Below are 15,619 nucleotides of genomic sequence, written 5' to 3'. Positions count from 1 at the left end.
GTGAACCATCCCGCCTTGATGACGCGGCGGGCTGGCTCAGGGCGTTGACGCGGGAGCCGGGGCCGGTGCGGCGGTGTCGCCCGCGTCCGGGGCGGGCGTGAGCGGGGTGGGCGCCGTCTGGGGGGCTCCCACCTGCTCCAGGGACTCGCGGTTGCTGACGGAGAAGCGCACCAGGGCGCGGAGGATGCGGTTGCGCTTCACGTTGCCCAGCACCTCGCGCAGGTCGTCGTAGACGGTGGGGTCGTTGACGAGCGCGCCCAGGGTGCCGTCGCCCTTGGCCACGGTGGCGGTGATGGTCTTGATGTCCGCGGCGGCGCTGCCCAGGTCCGCGAACATGCCCTTGGCGTCGCCGTAGATGAGCTGGTGCACGGCGCCGTTGGGGCTCTTCTTCGCGTCCTCCAGCAGGCCCGCGAGCTGGCCGGCGGCCGCCCCCAGCTCCCGCATGGCCACCGCGCCGTCCTGGCCGTAGATGAGCGCGTGCGCGGTGCCGTCGCCCCGGCGCACCTCGGACAGGATGGCCTCCACGTGGCCCAGGGCTCCGTCCATGCGCTTCGCGGCGCCGGACGCGTTGGCCAGCAGCGTGTTCACCTCCTGGCCCGTGCGCGGGTCGTAGATGAGCGCGTGCAGGGCGCCGTTGCCCTTCTCCACCTCCTCCATGATGGAGCGCAGCGAGGCGACGCTCCTGGCCAGGTCCCGCGACAGGTCCGGGTTCGTGTAGACCTTCACGGCCTCCTTGAGCGACTCGCTGATTTCGACGGAGTTCTCCATCACGCGGCTGGCGCTGGTCATCAGCTTGGACAGGTCCCCGCCGCTGCTGGACTGGATGACGCCGCCGGGCTCCACGGCGGGCTGGTCCGCGCTGCCCAGGGAGATGTCCACCGCCTTGTCGCCCAGCACGCCCATGCTGGTGAGGCGGGCCACGGAGTCCTTGCGGATGCGGTTCGCGTAGGCGCTGGCCACCTGGAGCTCCACCATCAGGCGGCTGTCCTTCAGGTCCTGGGAGAAGGACACGCTGTTCACGCGGCCCACCTTCAGGCCGCCAATCCACACGGGGGACTGGTCGCTCAGGCCGTCCACGCTGTTGAAGTAGGCGTGGAAGATGACCTGGCGTTGAAAGAGATTGGACTCGCGGCCGATGAAGAAGACGACGACGCCAGCCACGGCGAGGCCAACGGCGACGAAGAGGCCCGCGCGCACGGCCAGGCGCTTCTCCTTCGAGGTCGACGTGAAGAGACTCATGGTGTTCCCCGGGGGTTCAGCTCCAGGCGGCGCGCGTCGATGAAGGCGCGCACCTCCGGCACCTGGGAGCGGCGCATCTCCTCCGGGGTGCCCACCTGGACGATCTTCCGGTTGGCCAGCATGGCCATCCGGTCCGCCAGCACGAAGGCGCTCACCATGTCGTGCGTGACGACAATGGACGTGGCGCCCAGGCGCTGCTTCATCGAATCAATCAACTCGTTGATGGTCTGCGTGGTGACGGGGTCCAGGCCCGTCGTGGGCTCGTCCCAGAGGATGACCTCGGGTTCCGTGGCGATGGCGCGCGCCAGGCCCACGCGCTTGCGCATGCCGCCGGACAGGTCCGACGGCATCAGCTTCTCCGTGTTGGGCAGGTCCACCAGCTCCAGCTTCTCCGCCACGCGCTTCTGGATCTCCGCGCGGGACATGGTGGGGAAGTGTTCGCGCAGCGGGTACGCCACGTTGTCCGCCACGCTGAGCGAGTCGAACAGCGCCGCGCCCTGGAACACCATGGCCACGTGCTTGCGGACCTCCAGGAACTGCTCCTCGGAGAACTTCGCCAGGTCGTAGCCTTCGAACAGGATGCTGCCGCCGTCCGGGTGCAGCAGGCCGATGAGGCACTTGAGCAGCACGCTCTTGCCCACGCCGGAGCCGCCCAGCACCACCAGCGTCTCGCCGGCGCGCACGTCCAGGTCCACGCCGTCGTAGATGCGCTTGGAGCCGAACTGCTTGATGAGCCCGTCGAAGCGGATGAGCTCCTCGCCCGGAGTGGGCTTGCGGAAGCTGAACGGGACGGCGGGGTCTCGGTGGTGATGGTGGGCCTTGCGCATGGTGCGGGCGGCTTCAGAAGTAGAGCGTGATTTTCGTGATGAAGAAGTCCGCCAGGCACACGGTGACGGAGGTGATGGCCACCGTCTGCGTGGTGGCGCGGCCCACGCCCTCCGTGCCGCCCTCCACCGCCAGCCCCTTGAAGCAGCCGACCAGGCCGATGATGAGCCCGAACACGGCGCCCTTGATGACGCCGGAGACGAAGTCGCCCATCAGCACGGCATCCAGCGCGCCCTGGGAGAACTGGTCCAGGGAGATGCCGTACTGGGACCTCACCACCAGGGCGCCCGCCACCAGGCCCACCACGTCCGAGAACACGGTGAGCACCGGCAGCACGATGAGGCACGCGAACACGCGCGGCACCACCAGCTTGCGCAACGGATCCGCGCCCAGCGCGCGGATGGCGTCCACCTGCTCCGTCACGGTCATGGAGCCCAATTCCGCGGCGATGCCTGAGCCGATGCGCGCGCCCACGGTGAGGGCGGTGAGCACCGGGGCCAGCTCCCGGAACAGCGTGAGGATGACCACGCGGCCCACGGTGTACTGCACGCCGAAGCGCGCGAGGAAGTAGCCGAACTGCAGGGAGATGACGAGCCCGGCGAACGTCGCGGTGAGCAGCGCGATGGGCAGCGAGCGCACGCCCAGGGATTCGGTGTGGAAGATGAGGCCGGCCCAGTCGTAGGGAGGGCGCACGGCGCGGCTGAACACCTGGCCCGTCATGACGGACAGGGCGCCCAGGGACTCCATGCGCTCGCGCAGGCGTTCCTTGAGGCTGGGGCCGCCGGCGAAGAGCTTCGCCTCGGGCATCATCGCTGGCGCTCCGCGTGGAAGCCCTGGAAGAGGCTCTCGAAGTCCGCCATGCGCGCGTCGGCGGTGCCCACGGGGGCGACGTAGCTGAAGTCGAAGACGCAGTTGTCCTTCTTCACCACCACGAGTTCCAGGGAGACGGGCACACCGTCGAGCTTCGCGACGTAGCGGCTTCGCAGGGCCTCGCGCTCGTCCAGGGTGAAGGTGCGCTGGCCCAGGTCCTGGCGCTCGGTGAAGCCCATGAGCAGGTGCTTGGTGAGGACCTGGAGGGACGGGTCGTCGTGGTCCCGGCAGGTGGCGTTGGTGGCGATGATGCGGCCGGTGTCGCCGCGCTCCACGAAGGCGAGGTCGTTGTCGGCGAAGCCGCGGCGCTCCCAGACGTCGTTGGACAGCGGGCCGACGCGGTACTTCACGTCGGACTTCTGGAGCACCGAGTCCTCGAACGTCGCGCGGTGGCACCCCGCGAGGAGGGCGGACAGCACGAGCGTCAGCAGCAAGCGCGACATGGCACCATTTCGTTCGTCCCGGGTCCGCCCGGTGGGACGGCGGGCATGGTCATGGTGCACGCCCGTCAGGTCCGCAAGGACTTCGTCGGAGCGAACGTCGACTCACGGACGCGCGCCCGCCGAGGGCCCGCCGCCCTGATCGGGCTCCGGACGGAAGTCAGAGGCGGGGTGCCCCCGAGCTTGCAGAGGGCGCATCTTCAGCCGGGAGCCGGGGGGATTCTCACGAGGAGGATTCGATGGACGGCGGGCTGGCGATATTCGGATTCGGGTTGTTCATGCTGTCGATTGCCTCGCTGTACGCGCGCACGGCGTACTGGCTGGCATGGCCGCTGCTGGCCATCTCCATGCTGGCCATGGGAATGGCGTTCAGCGAGTCGAAGCGCCTGCGGGACCTGTCGCTGGGGATCGCCGCGGTGCTGGGGGTGTTGTTCATCGCCGCGCTGGCCGTGGGCACCGTGTGGTGGCTGACGCTGGCGGTGTTCCTGTTCGCGGTGGCGTTCGGGCTGCTCTGGGCGGAGTTCCGCTTCGAGTACTTCGGGCACGTGACGCGGCAGGAATTGCCCCACCATCAGCGCCGGTCGGTGCACTGGCCCTGGCACCGGCGGCGGGTGCACTAGGGTTGTGACGGGGACTCGGTGGCCACCTGTCCCGCGTGGACGGTGAGCCAGAGGCTGTCACTGGCGGCGGCGGCTCTCACGAGCCCCGCGTCGGTGGTGGTGAGGAAGACCTGCGCGCCGCTCCGGGCCAGGTAGCCCATGAGATAGGCATTGCGCTCGGGGTCCAGCTCACTGGAGACGTCATCCAGCAGCAGCAGGGGGAGGAAGCCCATGGCGGCCTCCAGGTTTTCAATCTCGGCGATCTTCCAGCCGAGCACCAGGGCGCGCTGCTGCCCCTGGCTCGCGTAGGCGCGCGCGCTGCGGCCCCCCAGCGTCACGGACACGTCGTCCACGTGCGGGCCCACGGAGGTGAAGCCGCGGTCCAGGTCGCGGCGCAGGCGCGCGGAGAGGGCTTCGCGCAGGGCGGAGGCGAGCGCGGCCTCGTCGGCGTGGGCGAAGTCGGCGCCGAGGTGCGCGGGGTGGTAGCCGTAGACGGCGGGGTCGGCGGTGCGGCCGATGGACGCGAAGGTGGCCTGGGCGCGGGGCGCGAGCTCGGCCATCAGGGCGCGGCGGCGGGCGTAGAGGCGGGCGCCCGCGCGCGCGAGGGTTTCGTCGTACGCGTCGAGGTACGCGGCGTCGACGGTGGCGCCTTCACGGAGCAGGCGGTTGCGGTTCTTGAGGGCGCGGGCGTACTCGCGGCTTTCCTTGAGGAAGGCGGGGAAGCGGTTGAAGACGGCGCGGTCGAGGAAGGCGCGGCGGGCGTCGGGGCCGCCCTTGATGACCTCCAGGTCATCGGGCGTGAAGGCGACGACGGAGACGCCGCCAAAGTAGTCCTCGAGGCTGGCGGCCTTCTTGCCGTCCACGAGGGCCTGGCGGGTGCCGCCGCCGACCTCGACGGAGATTTCGCGCTCGGCGCCCTTGAGGAGGAAGCGGCCGGTGACGCGAGCGGCCTGGGAGCCCCAGCGGACGAGCTCGGAGAGGCGTCCGGCGCGCAGGGGCTTGAGGGTGGCGAGGAAGTAGAGCGCCTCCAGGAGGTTGGTCTTCCCCTGCCCGTTCTGGCCCACGGCGATGGTCGAGTGGGGGCTGGGTGCGAGCTGCACCGCCGGGAGGTTGCGGAAGTCCTGGACCTGGAGCGAGAGGAGGCGCACAGCGTCACCGTGAAGGGGCCGACCTTCGTACTACAGATGCGGCGGCCGGCGGTGCGCGGGATTCAGAGGGTGACGCCTGGCTGGTGGGCGCGGGAGCGTTACGGACAGAGCCGTCGCCGCCAGCGGTCCAGGTAGTTCCCGATCCCGGCGTCCTGTCCTGACGTGTACATGAAGGGTTTCAGGAAGCAGGCCAGGGCGCGGTACTGGGGCGGAACGGGTTCCGTCTCGATGTCGATGGCCTGGGGCCATTCGCTCAGGGTGACCAGCAGGCGCTCCTGTTCCATGGGAAGGAGGGAGACCTCCGGGAACGGCAGTGCCTGCCGCAGCGCTTCGGTGCCACCCATCCGGTCCAGCAGCGGCGGGCCCAGGAAGGTGAGCCAGTGCGCGCCCAGGGCATGGAGCCCGATGACCGAACCGAGGCCGGCGACAGCGGGCAGGTCCACACCCAGATAGCGCGCGGAGTATTTCTCCAGGACCTTCCAGTCCCCCGCGGTCCAGGAGCCCTGTCGAGAGGCAAGGGCGAAGCTCGCGTAGCCGAAATGGAAGGGCAGTTCCCGAGCCAGGTCCAACACCAGGGCACGCGTCCGCTGGGGTCCCTGGTCCAGGAGGAATTCGGTCGGGAAGGTGAAGGACATCGCGGTGTTGGACCCAACGCAGAGCGGGCGTTCAATCCGATTGCTGTGGTACTCGAACTGGTATCCCCCAGTCCCCCCATCCAGGTCGGACAAGCTGACGTGCCAGGCCAGGCGGGAGGGTCGATCCACCATCCGTTTGCGAATGACCTCCCATCCGTCCTCATCCAGCTCAAGGACATCCCCATCGTCCGCGCCGTACCAGTTCAGCGACTGGGGTGGGATGGCTCGAACGTAGGTCGCCAAGGCCCGCCAGCAGGCCCGCGCTACGAGGCTGTGGTCGTGGGGAATGAAGAACGTGACCACGACACCGTCGCGGGCCGCGACTGTTCCATCCCTGTAATGAAGACGAAGAGTGGGAAGGTTCGCGCTCATGGCTGGTCCACAACTCCCTTGCGAGGAGAAACAAGCCGGGCCTTTCCACCGAGCGCATCCTCGTAGACCTGGTCCTGCGTTCTTCCAACGTAGGGACTGCCCTCTCCGTAGAGGGTCCACTGCGGTTCGTTGCTCTCAGGGCAGGGGAACTTGAAGTCCAAGGTGAGCGCGGACTCGAGCAGATTGCGGTCCGCATGAAGCACGAGGTCCGGCTTGATCGTGCCCCGAAGCTCATCGGTGCAGCCCCCGGCGAGCATGCGCGCCTCCTTCTCCCGGCTGATCGTCTCCACGAATCGGGCGTTCGGATAGTAGCGATAGCGCTGCTCGATGCCGTAGGGCGCGGCCCAGAGTTCCTTGAGCACCTCCTCCGCGCACTGGAGGACCAGGACGTGCTTCTGCTTTCCGAGCTGCATGGCCCGGGTGATGGGGTTGCCGCAGCGGTCTCGCCCCACCACCTCGCGGCACTCCTGCCGTGTCGGAGGACGGTTCTCGAAGAAACGCGCATTGCCCTGACGCTCGGCCTGGACGGCGCATTCCTTGAGTCGCTCCTCCAACTCATCCGCGCTGTGGTCCTGTTGCATCAAGCCCAGGATGACCGGGGCTGCCTGGACCAGGGCGGAGGCCGTGGCGGAAGAGGAACCTTGTTCGGCAACCACGGCCGCATGGCGCAGCCTCGCGGCGGTCTCCGTGTCGACGAAGCGCAGGTCACCGTGCGCGGAACGCCGTGCGCTTCCGCCCGCGCAAGCTGTGAGCAGCGCGAAGACCGCGCAGAGGTGTAGGCGTTTCCAATCCATGCACTGATTCCTGTCGCGGCGCCTACCGCACGCCACGCCGGCTGCGAAACCCGGCCACGAACAACGCCGTGACGTAGGAGAGCCCCGACCACGGATGCGTGAGGCCATCCATGGGAATGGCCATCCATGGCAGCAACACTCCGGAGATGACGGCCTGCGTCCAGCGCTCCTCCCGGGACAGCGGGGGCGGCGGAGGCTCGGGGGCCGCACCCTTGCCCGCGAAGACTTGCTTGAAGGCCTTCATGTCTCCCCGCTCGTACAAATCAATCCCTGGCCTCGGCGTCCGCAGCTCCGTGTGGAGCGCCGGAGACAGCGCGACCCCCACCGCCAGGTACGTCAGCCCCACCGCGAGCGTCCGGTAGAACCAACCGCCACGCCGGTCCGACCCTCTCGCCACGGCCGTGCCCACCGCCCAGCCCACCGCGATGGCGAGCACGCTGACGTTGTAGCCCGACAGGCCCGCGCAGAAGAGCACCAGCCCTCCCGCGAGCGCCGTGAAATAGCCATACACGCCCGCGCGCAGAAGCCGGCTCGAACGCGTGCTGGCAACCTCCGCCGTCGCGTTCGTCACAGCGCCGCCGTCGCTCCCGTCCAGTGCTGCGCCGCCCAGCCCAGCGCGCCCAGGCCCACCACCAACGCGCAGTACTCCACCAGCGTGCGGCGATCGCCCGTCTCCGATGCGGGCGTGAGCAGGGCCCTAAACGCCGCCACACCCGCGATGAGCAGCAGCAGGTTCTCTCCCGTGGCGAACCACGTCGCGCCCAGCACGGCCACCGCCACCCACCGCTGCTGACGCGCCAGGGCCCGGAACCCTCGCGAACCATCCAGCTGCCACACCGGCACCAGGTTGAACAGGTTCAGCCAGGTCGCCGCGTGCGCGATGGCACCCAATGCCTTCCACCCCGTCAGCACCGCCGCCACCATCACCACCACCGCCGCCGCGCTGCCCCAGATGGGCCCCGCGAGCCCCACGCGCGCGTCCTCGCGCTCATCCACCGGCACCTGCTTCAGGCGCACGAACGCACCCAGGCCCGGGATGAACATGGGCGCGTCCGCCTTCATGCCCAGCCGGCGCAGCGACGCCACGTGCCCCATCTCGTGTACGTAGATGCAGGCCACCAGCCCCAGCGCGAAGCTCCAGCCCCACAGCGTCCAGTACACGCTCACCGCGAACAGCATGGAGAACAGCGTGCTCGCCTTCGTGAGCCCGAGCAGCAGCAGCTTCCCCTTGCCCAACAGCAGCGCCAGCACGAACTTGAACTTCCACAGCATCAGGCCCACCGCGCCCATGCTGGCCAGCACCTTCGGCATCCCCGAGCGCTTGCGCTCCGCCTCCGCCAGCGGCGCCGCCAACCCCTGCGCATCCGCCTGCTGACTCAGCGCCGTCACCTTCGCCGTCACCTGCGCGCGCTGCGCCGTGTCCGGTGGCAACAGGTCCAGCGCCTCGCGCCACAGCGCCAGCGCCTCCATCGGCGCGCCCCGCTCCGTCGCGGCCTGCGCATCCGCCGCCAGCTGCGTCAGCCGCTTCCCATGCACCAGCTTCCGGCACGACGGACACGTGAGCAGCCGGGGCGCCAGCTCCGAACCACACCCCTCACACCGCTGCGTGAGGAGCGATACCGCGAGCGCCTCAGCCAACGGAACGCTCCTGCTCCGCCGGCGCGGCTTCACCCTCGGCCGGCGCCTCCAGCAGCTTGAACGGCCCCGCGATGTTCAGCTCCGCCTTCCGGTTGCGGCGCCATGCCTCGAACAGCGCGAAGCCGTAGATGAGTCCCGACATCGGATGCTCGATGCCCACGAGCACCGGCAGTGCCGGGGTCAACACCGCGGTCCCCACCACCGCGGCGAGCGTCTGGGTCACCTCATCCGGCGGCTCCACCTGCCCGGAACCCAGCGAGTGCGACGATGCGTGGAAGGCCGTGAAGTCCTCCCGCTCCTTCATCACCTTGAACAGCTCCGGGGACAGCGACGCGGCCACCGACAGGTACGTCAGCGCCACCGCCAGCACCTGGTAGCCCCGCCCGCCGCGCGACTCCGTGCCCTTGAACACCGCCGTCCCCACCATCCACCCCACCGCGATGGCGATGAGGCCGATGTTGTAGCCCGTCAGGCTCACCACCCAGTAGACGAGCGCCCCCGCGATGGCCGCGCCAATGCCAAACATCGACGCCGTCAGGAAGCGCTTCGACTTCGAGCCGCCCTTCAGCGACGCCTCCACCTCCTCGCGGCACGCGGGGCACAGCAGGCGCTGGTTCACCTCGTAATAGACGCTCCGGATGGCGCACTGGCAGACGGTGCACTTCGTCGCAGCGGGCGCTTCGGTGAACTCGGCGCGGTCGAACTGGAGCGGCGCCGCGTCATCGGACGGCGGAGGAACAGGCTGGGTCATGAGCGGGGGTTTCGACAGGAAAAGGAAACAGACCCGCCCAACCTAACAGAAGCCTTCCACCCCCCTCAAACCGGTGTCTGTCTTCAGCCGCCCTGCCGCAGCGCCGCGTGACGCGCCGCCTGCACCAGCGCCACCAGGTCCCCACCGCGGGCCACGTCGCCCCCCGCGGGCTTCGCGTGCTCCGGCGAGAACAACCGCGCGGGCGTGCGAGCCTGGCCCCGCAGCATCACGAAGAGGCGCAGGGCGTCCCGCAGGGCCTCCGCCTCCGGCCCCTCTTCCGCGCGCGCCCGCTGCGCGGCCTGCTCCAGCCGCGACCACGCCACCTCTTCATTCCACGCGCCCCGGGGCCGCTCGCGAGACAGGGCCGCCAGCGCCGCCGCCGTCTCCACCAGCCCCGCGCGCCCTTCCGTGAAGACGCTCCTCGCGGACAGCCGCAGCGCCGGGTCCTCCGACAGCGCGGCCCGCCAGGACAACAGCGCGGGCAGCTCCGCCTCGCGCGGCACCACCGGCGCCAGCTCCGCCTCCAGCACCGCGCGCACCCGCACCCGCGCCACGTCGTGCCAGAAGGCCGCGTGCAACAGCAGCTCCGGCCCGCTGCGCGCCACCCGCGTCGGCGCTCGGCGCATGCGCCGCTGGAGGAAGTCCTTCACCCGCCCCCGGCTGTCGTAGCGCTCCAGCCGCTCCCACAGCGCCACCAGCGCCGCGGCGCCCAGCGGCAACGCCCGCGCCAGCTCCCGCGCCTCGTCGTCGGAGAAGGCCGGCGCCCCTTCCGTCACCGGGCGCTTGAACACGCGCTCGAACACCTCACCCGCGGCGCACGCGGCGCGCAGCTCCGGCAGGTTGCGCGGCAGCAGCTCCACCGCCTGGGCCCACACGCGTCCGCCCAGGAACGGCGCCGCGTCCAGCACCTCCGTCTCCAGGCGCAGCAGCCGCTCTCCCAGCGTGGCGGGGCCGTCGTCCTCTTCCGAGGCATCCTCGTCGTCGGAAGCCGGGGAGGCGCTGGCGGACAGCCGCCGCTCGGCCGCGCGCTCCACGGCCTCGCGCAGGCGCTCCACCTCGTGCATCAACCGGACGGGGGCGGCGTTGTGGGGCCAGCCCTCCGCCTCCACGCGTCGCCGCATCGCTGCCAGCGTCGCGTCCACCTCCGGCTGGTCGGCGGCCACCTCGCGCAGCAGCTCGAAGTGGTTGCGGATCCGGTCCTTCCAGAAGAAGGACTCCAGCACGCCCTTGAGCGCGCGGTAGCGCAGGCGCGTGGCCTCCAGGAGGTCCACTCGGTCCTCCAGCCGCGCTCTCAGGTCGTCCGGACGGGTGGCCACGCCCTCATCATAAGGGCGCCCCGCGCCGGGCGCAGGCCTCCCCATGGCGCGGAGCGTCGGACTTGGAACGGTGACGTCCCGCCGACGTGGGAAGTTGGACGACTGCGTCGGCTCAGACGCGCATGGGCATGACCACGGCGGTGAAGCTGCGGTCGCCGGGGCCGTGCAGCACGCCCGGGCTGTGCTCGTCGCCCAGTTCGAAGCTGACCTCGTCCGTCTCCGTCACACCCAGGACGTCCATGAGGTACCGGGCGTTGAAGCCGATGGTGATGTCGTTGCCCTGGTAGTCCACGTCCAGCGCGTCACGCGCCTCACCCAGGTCCGGGTTGCTGGCGGTGATGAGCAGCTTGCCCTTCTCCAGGCCGATGCGGATGGCGTTGCTCTTGTCCGCGGACAGGAGCGCGATGCGCTTGAGGCCCTCCAGCAGGCGCACCTTGGGGACGAGGACGACCTTCTCGCCCTCCTTGGGGATGACGCGCTGGTACTCGGGGAACTGCCCGTCGATGAGGCGCATCACCATGGTGAGGCCCGGCTTCTTGAACAGCGCCGAGTTCTCCGCGAACCCCAGGTGGCACTCCGCGTCCGGGGCCTCGTCCAGGAGGCGCTTGAGCTCCATCAGGCCCTTGCGCGGGATGATGACGCCGCTCTTGAGCTTGAAGTCGCCGGACATCTCGCGCTCGATGAGCGACAGCCGGTGGCCGTCCGTGGCCACCATGCGGACCTTGCCGCTCTGCTGCGGCTCGAAGAAGACGCCGTTGAGGATGTAGCGCGTCTCGTCGCTGGAGATGGCGAACTGGGTCTTCTTGATCATCTCCAGCAGCACGTTGCCGGAGATCTGCACCAGGGGAGCGTTCTCCTCCTTGGGCAGCTTCGGGTACTCCTCGGCGGCCATGCCGACGATCTTGAAGTGCGCGGAGCCGGAGGAGATGTCGACGTAGTTGTTCGCCAGCTTCTTGAGCGTGACCTCCGCGTCCGGGAGGTTCTGGACGATGTCGAAGACGTACTTCGCGCTCAGCGTGACGGCGCCCGGCTTGGACACGTCCGCCGAGTGCTCGGACACGATGCCGATGTCCAGGTCGAAGGCCGTGACCGTGATGCTGCCCTTGTTCGCCGTGAGCAGCACGTTGGCGAGGATGGGCATCGTCGTCTTGCGCTCCACGATGCCCTGGGCGCGGTAGAGGGCCTTCTTCAGCTCGTCGGCGGCGATGCGGAATTCCATCGTGGGCGTCCTTACAGGTCACGGCCCCGGAGGCCGATCTCTTGGGGCGCGGGTGTACAACGAACGGATAGCCCCTTCCACCGTCTTGGCACCCCTTTATGGGCATGCTCCGCCCGGTTCCGGACTGTCCGGGTGTCCAGGTGGGACATGGAGGAAAAAGGCCCCTGTTGCCCTGGTGGGCGGGCGCGCGGCCGGGCAGAGTGGACCCGGCCGTGCCGCTCCCGCGTTGAAGGAGGGCACCCCGTCCTCCTTCCGGAGTCGCCATGAACGCCCGCTCCCTGATCCTGTCCGCCGTGCTCGTGCTCGGCCCGGTGGCGTGCAGCACGCCGTCCTCCCCCACCGCGCAGCCGTCCAGCGACATGTCCGGCGCGGAGGCCCCCGCCGACCTGAAGCGGACCGACGTGAATGTCCCTGCGGGAGCCGCCGACGAGCCCGGCACGGCCGCCCCCACCCCCTCACCCGGAGACGCCACCATGACCACCAGCACCGTCTACATCGTCAAGGACAACGGGAAGCGCTGCTTCGCGCCGCCCTGCGACCACTACGACCTGTTCAGCGCGGACGCGCCGGACAAGAAGCTCCAGACCCTCCACGAAATCGACCTGAGCGCCGTCACCGGCGGGGACGACGCGAAGCTGGGGGAGCTCATGCAGCGCGCCTCCAAGGGCGGCCCCGGCCTCAAGGTGGAGGGCTCGCTGGACAAGCGGCTCAAGGCCGGCCCCGCGGGCGACGCCATCGTCCTGCGCGCCACCCGCATCGTCGGCTGAGTGGCATCCCCCCCGGGACCGCGTCCTGCGCGGCCCCGGCCGGCTCCAGAGCCTTAGAGCCGCACACCCGCCTGGAAGCCAGGCCAGCGCTGCATGCGCGTGTCCGTGCCAATGGTGTGCGAGCGCACCGGCAGCGTCGTGAACTTCGCGAACTCCGGCTCTCCCCAGGTGAACGCCACGTTGTAGGTGGGGCCGGCGAACACGGCCAGCCGGGGCATCACCTGGAAGCCCAGCATGGCGCGCGCCTGGGACAGCAGGTTGTTGGACGCGCTGGAGAACGGGTCTCGCGTGGACAGCACCTGGCTGGCGGCGACGTCCACGTCCACCCAGAAGCGCGAGCCCAGCGGGATGTGCCCGCCCAGGCCCAGGCCCAGGCTGAAGCGCTGGAAGCGGTCGTCCGGGCCAATGCCCGCGAGCAGCGTCGTGTAGAAGTGCTTGCCGCCGAACTTCAGCGCCAGGTTGGTGAGCTGCACGTCGCTGCCGAACAGCTCCAGGTGCAGCTGGCCCTTCTTCTCGTAGGAGACCAGGCCCACCGGCACGCCGTTCACCTCGTCGGAGACGTTCACGAGCCCCAGCTGCATGCCGTGCACCGTGTCCGCGATGTTGATCAACCCCAGCTGCATGCCGGACACGTCACCGCCCACGTTGATCACCCCCAGCTGCATGCCGGTGAGGGACGGGGCGCGGTTGAGCAGCACCGACCCCTGGATGCCGCGCGCGGCCGTCGCCACGGAGTTGACGCCCAGCGTGAACTGCACGCCCTTCATCGTGCCGTTCGCGTGGTTGGCACCCAGTGACAGCTGCAAACCGGTGGCGTCGGAAGTAGTGACGTTGGCGCCCAGCGCCGCCTGCACGCCGCCCAGCGCGCCGCGCGCGACGTTGGCGCCCAGCGCCAGCTGCCCCACGCCGTCCACGTCGCCGTTGGCCAGGTTGAGCCCCAGCGACGCCTGGGCGCCGACCACCGGGCCGCCCGCCACGTTGGTGACCAGGGACAGCTGCGCGCCGCTCACCTCGCGACCGGACGTGTTGAAGCCCAGCGCCATGGCCAGGCCGGACACCTCCGCGTCGTACACGTTGCCCGCGAGTCCCAGCGCCAGCCCGCCGCCCAGCGCCGCGCCGCCGTTGATGACGCCCAGCGCGAAGCGGTTCTCCACCATCGCGCGGCCCACCCGCAGCGTGTTGGTGCTCATCGACGGCACGAGGCTCAGGTTCACCGGCAGCTGGACGCGCCCCTGAGGAGACAGGGCCATGCCGCCGCCACCGCCGCGCATCACGGTGGCCTCGTGGCCCACGCCCAGGAAGTCGTTGGGGGCCAGCGGCGTGCGCATGCCCTCCTTCAGCGTGAAGGCCGCTTCGGACACCCCGCCGTCCCACTCGCGCCGCGCGCGGTAGGCGCCGGGGGCCAGGCCCAGCTCGGTGGGGCGGCCGGACTGCTTCTGCACCTCCACCACCAGCGTGCCCACCGCGTCGCGCACGTACAGGCGGCCCTCCAGCGGCTCGGTGAGGACCAGGCCCGCGGTGGTGGCGCGCAGGTCGGTCATCACCAGGTCGCCGGTGCCAGCGAGCTCGATGTCGTAGTTGGGGTGCTGCGCGCCGCCCTGCGTGCGCTCGGTGCGCGCGAGCGTTTCGTGGAAGGCGAACTGGTAGGCCTCCGTGAGGGTGACGCGGCCGTCGTGGGTGACGTCCGCGGCGCCTCGCAGGCCGGACAGCAGGTGGTGCGTGAAGAACGAGCCGCCCAGCCGGTCCGACTCCTGCGACGCCTCGTCCGCGCTGGACGAGGTGAGGATGGCGTGGCCCTTCACCTGGATGGCGGAGTCCACCAGGAACGCGGGCCGCGAGACGCCGCCCTTCTTGCGCGCGAACGCGCCGGACGCGCACGAGTCCAGCACCGCGATTCTCACGTCCGCGGGCAGCCCTTCCAGCGAGCGGCGCAGCTCGCCGTAGTCCAGGCGCTGGCCCTTGAGCAGCAGCCCTTCGTCATCCGAGTGACCGGAGTAGTACAGCAGCACCTCCACGCGGCGGGCCCCGGCGGTGCGGACACCTTCGGCCAGGCGGCGCACGCGGTCGAAGCCGGCGAGCACACCCGCGCGGTCCACGTCCGTGAGGAGCACGCGGTCCTGGGGCAGCACGCCGCCCAGCTCCGACAACACCGTGGAGAAGGCCTTCGCGTCGGTCTCCGCGTAGCGCAGCCGCACGCGCTCCGGGCCGCCGTCGTTGACGCCCACGAGCAGGGCCAGCCGGCGCACGGCGGCGGCTTCGGCGGCGTGGGCGGGGGTGGCCGCGCCCAGCGCGAACAGGAGGATGACGAGCGCTCTCATGGGGAGGGCTTCTCCAGCAGGAAGGAGGTCTGCCCCAGGCCGGTGGGCAGGGTCAGCGGCGCGGTGCGCGCCTCGGGGGACGTGGCGAGCACGCGCGCGGCGGCCATCACACCCTCCAGTTCGAAGGGGGTGTCCGAGGAGACGAAGAAGAACCGCTCGAAGCCGGGGGCGTCGTCCAGCTCGTAGGCGCGGGGCAGCAGGTGCGTGCCGCTGCGCTCCAGGAGCGCGGACGTGTCGCCCGACGCGGGCAGGTGCGGGGTGACGGTGCCCCGGCCGTCCACGGAGAGGATGACGCCGTGGGCGTGGCCGGCGGCGGTGTACGACAGCTGGACCACGTCACCGACCTGGGCGGGGGCGCCGTCGGTGAGGTGCTCGGTGCGGGTGCCGGCCTGGCGGTGCACGTCGAGCCGGGGCTGGAGTCCCTTGCTGCGCGTGGGCTCCAGGACGCCAGGGGTGCCGCCAGTGCCCGTCCACGGATCGCGCGCCTCCTGCTCCTGGGACGAAGCCCCCGGCCGGACGAGGACGACGAGGGTCGCGGCGGCGAGCACCGGCACCAGGGCGGGCAGGAAGCGCCAGGAAGGGCGCGATGGCGGGGCCTCGGCGCGGGGCGCGGTGGCGGGAGCGTCGGCGCGGGCGAAGCGGGCCTTCACCTCGCGGGCGACGCGGTCGGGGGGCAGGGCCTCCAGGG

At 70.5% G+C, this 15,619-nt stretch carries 16 protein-coding genes; 2 read left to right on the top strand and 14 right to left on the bottom strand.

The window, feature by feature from the left end:
• Positions 1 to 36 precede the first annotated feature (36 nt).
• The 4 genes from D7V80_RS23870 to D7V80_RS23855 are packed head-to-tail and all read right to left on the bottom strand — an operon-like array spanning position 37 to position 3,377.
• Positions 37 to 1,239 carry an MlaD family protein gene (locus tag D7V80_RS23870; protein WP_120590351.1) on the bottom strand — a complete coding sequence of 401 codons (1,203 nt, stop codon included), beginning with the start codon at positions 1,237 to 1,239 and terminating at the stop codon, positions 37 to 39.
• A complete protein-coding gene (locus D7V80_RS23865; protein ID WP_120590350.1) occupies positions 1,236 to 2,066 on the bottom strand; it encodes an ABC transporter ATP-binding protein in 831 nt (276 codons plus the stop codon). The genes D7V80_RS23870 and D7V80_RS23865 overlap by 4 nt, the downstream gene beginning before the upstream one ends.
• A 13-nt stretch (positions 2,067 to 2,079) precedes the next feature.
• A complete protein-coding gene (locus tag D7V80_RS23860) occupies positions 2,080 to 2,874 on the bottom strand; it encodes an ABC transporter permease (protein WP_120590349.1) in 795 nt (264 codons plus the stop codon).
• Positions 2,871 to 3,377 (bottom strand): hypothetical protein, encoded by a 507-nt coding sequence (locus D7V80_RS23855; protein WP_120590348.1) that lies wholly within the window; start codon positions 3,375 to 3,377, stop codon positions 2,871 to 2,873. The genes D7V80_RS23860 and D7V80_RS23855 overlap by 4 nt, the downstream gene beginning before the upstream one ends.
• A gap of 236 nt (positions 3,378 to 3,613) precedes the next feature.
• Between D7V80_RS23855 and D7V80_RS23850 the strand changes: the two genes are divergently transcribed.
• Positions 3,614 to 3,994 carry a hypothetical protein gene (locus tag D7V80_RS23850; protein ID WP_120590347.1) on the top strand — a complete coding sequence of 127 codons (381 nt, stop codon included), beginning with the start codon at positions 3,614 to 3,616 and terminating at the stop codon, positions 3,992 to 3,994.
• Here the strand turns inward: D7V80_RS23850 and D7V80_RS23845 are convergent.
• The 8 genes from D7V80_RS23845 to dnaN form a co-directional block, all read right to left on the bottom strand.
• Positions 3,991 to 5,121 (bottom strand): DNA replication/repair protein RecF, encoded by a 1,131-nt coding sequence (locus D7V80_RS23845; RefSeq protein ID WP_014400573.1) that lies wholly within the window; start codon positions 5,119 to 5,121, stop codon positions 3,991 to 3,993. The two genes, D7V80_RS23850 and D7V80_RS23845, sit on opposite strands and share 4 nt — an antisense overlap.
• A gap of 98 nt (positions 5,122 to 5,219) precedes the next feature.
• Positions 5,220 to 6,128 carry a type VI immunity family protein gene (locus D7V80_RS23840; protein WP_120590346.1) on the bottom strand — a complete coding sequence of 303 codons (909 nt, stop codon included), beginning with the start codon at positions 6,126 to 6,128 and terminating at the stop codon, positions 5,220 to 5,222.
• Complete coding sequence (locus D7V80_RS23835) at positions 6,125 to 6,922, bottom strand: hypothetical protein (RefSeq protein ID WP_120590345.1); 798 nt, start codon at positions 6,920 to 6,922, stop codon at positions 6,125 to 6,127. Before D7V80_RS23835 ends, D7V80_RS23840 begins: the two co-directional genes overlap by 4 nt.
• Before the next feature lie 22 nt (positions 6,923 to 6,944).
• The gene (locus tag D7V80_RS23830; RefSeq protein WP_120590344.1) at positions 6,945 to 7,493 is read right to left on the bottom strand and encodes a hypothetical protein; all 549 of its coding nucleotides are present in this window, start codon (positions 7,491 to 7,493) and stop codon (positions 6,945 to 6,947) included.
• Positions 7,490 to 8,560 carry a site-2 protease family protein gene (locus D7V80_RS23825; protein ID WP_120590343.1) on the bottom strand — a complete coding sequence of 357 codons (1,071 nt, stop codon included), beginning with the start codon at positions 8,558 to 8,560 and terminating at the stop codon, positions 7,490 to 7,492. Before D7V80_RS23825 ends, D7V80_RS23830 begins: the two co-directional genes overlap by 4 nt.
• Positions 8,553 to 9,311, bottom strand: coding sequence for a hypothetical protein (locus D7V80_RS23820; RefSeq protein ID WP_120590342.1), 759 nt, complete (start codon positions 9,309 to 9,311; stop codon positions 8,553 to 8,555). Before D7V80_RS23820 ends, D7V80_RS23825 begins: the two co-directional genes overlap by 8 nt.
• 83 nt (positions 9,312 to 9,394) lie before the next feature.
• Complete coding sequence (locus D7V80_RS23815) at positions 9,395 to 10,627, bottom strand: hypothetical protein (RefSeq protein WP_233585664.1); 1,233 nt, start codon at positions 10,625 to 10,627, stop codon at positions 9,395 to 9,397.
• 112 nt (positions 10,628 to 10,739) lie between these two features.
• Positions 10,740 to 11,846 (bottom strand): DNA polymerase III subunit beta, encoded by a 1,107-nt coding sequence (dnaN, locus tag D7V80_RS23810; RefSeq protein WP_120590340.1) that lies wholly within the window; start codon positions 11,844 to 11,846, stop codon positions 10,740 to 10,742.
• Between the two features lie 263 nt (positions 11,847 to 12,109).
• On the opposite strand from dnaN, the gene D7V80_RS23805 reads away from it, so the two are divergent.
• On the top strand, positions 12,110 to 12,613 hold the full coding sequence (locus D7V80_RS23805) for a DUF6748 domain-containing protein (protein WP_120590339.1): 504 nt from the start codon (positions 12,110 to 12,112) through the stop codon (positions 12,611 to 12,613).
• Between the two features lie 53 nt (positions 12,614 to 12,666).
• On the opposite strand, the gene D7V80_RS23800 is transcribed toward D7V80_RS23805, so the two are convergent.
• Positions 12,667 to 14,931, bottom strand: a complete 2,265-nt coding sequence (locus tag D7V80_RS23800) for a caspase family protein (protein WP_120590338.1) — start codon at positions 14,929 to 14,931, stop codon at positions 12,667 to 12,669.
• On the bottom strand, positions 14,928 to 15,619 hold a 692-nt coding region (locus tag D7V80_RS23795), incomplete at its 5' end, for an ActD-like protein (protein WP_120590337.1). The genes D7V80_RS23795 and D7V80_RS23800, both read right to left, overlap by 4 nt.

The organism is Corallococcus sp. CA054B (genome assembly GCF_003611625.1).
In the GTDB taxonomy this organism is placed as follows: Bacteria; Myxococcota; Myxococcia; order Myxococcales; family Myxococcaceae; genus Corallococcus; species Corallococcus coralloides.
Note: the sequence above shows the minus strand (reverse complement) of the source record. Positions and strands in the feature narration are given on the sequence as shown.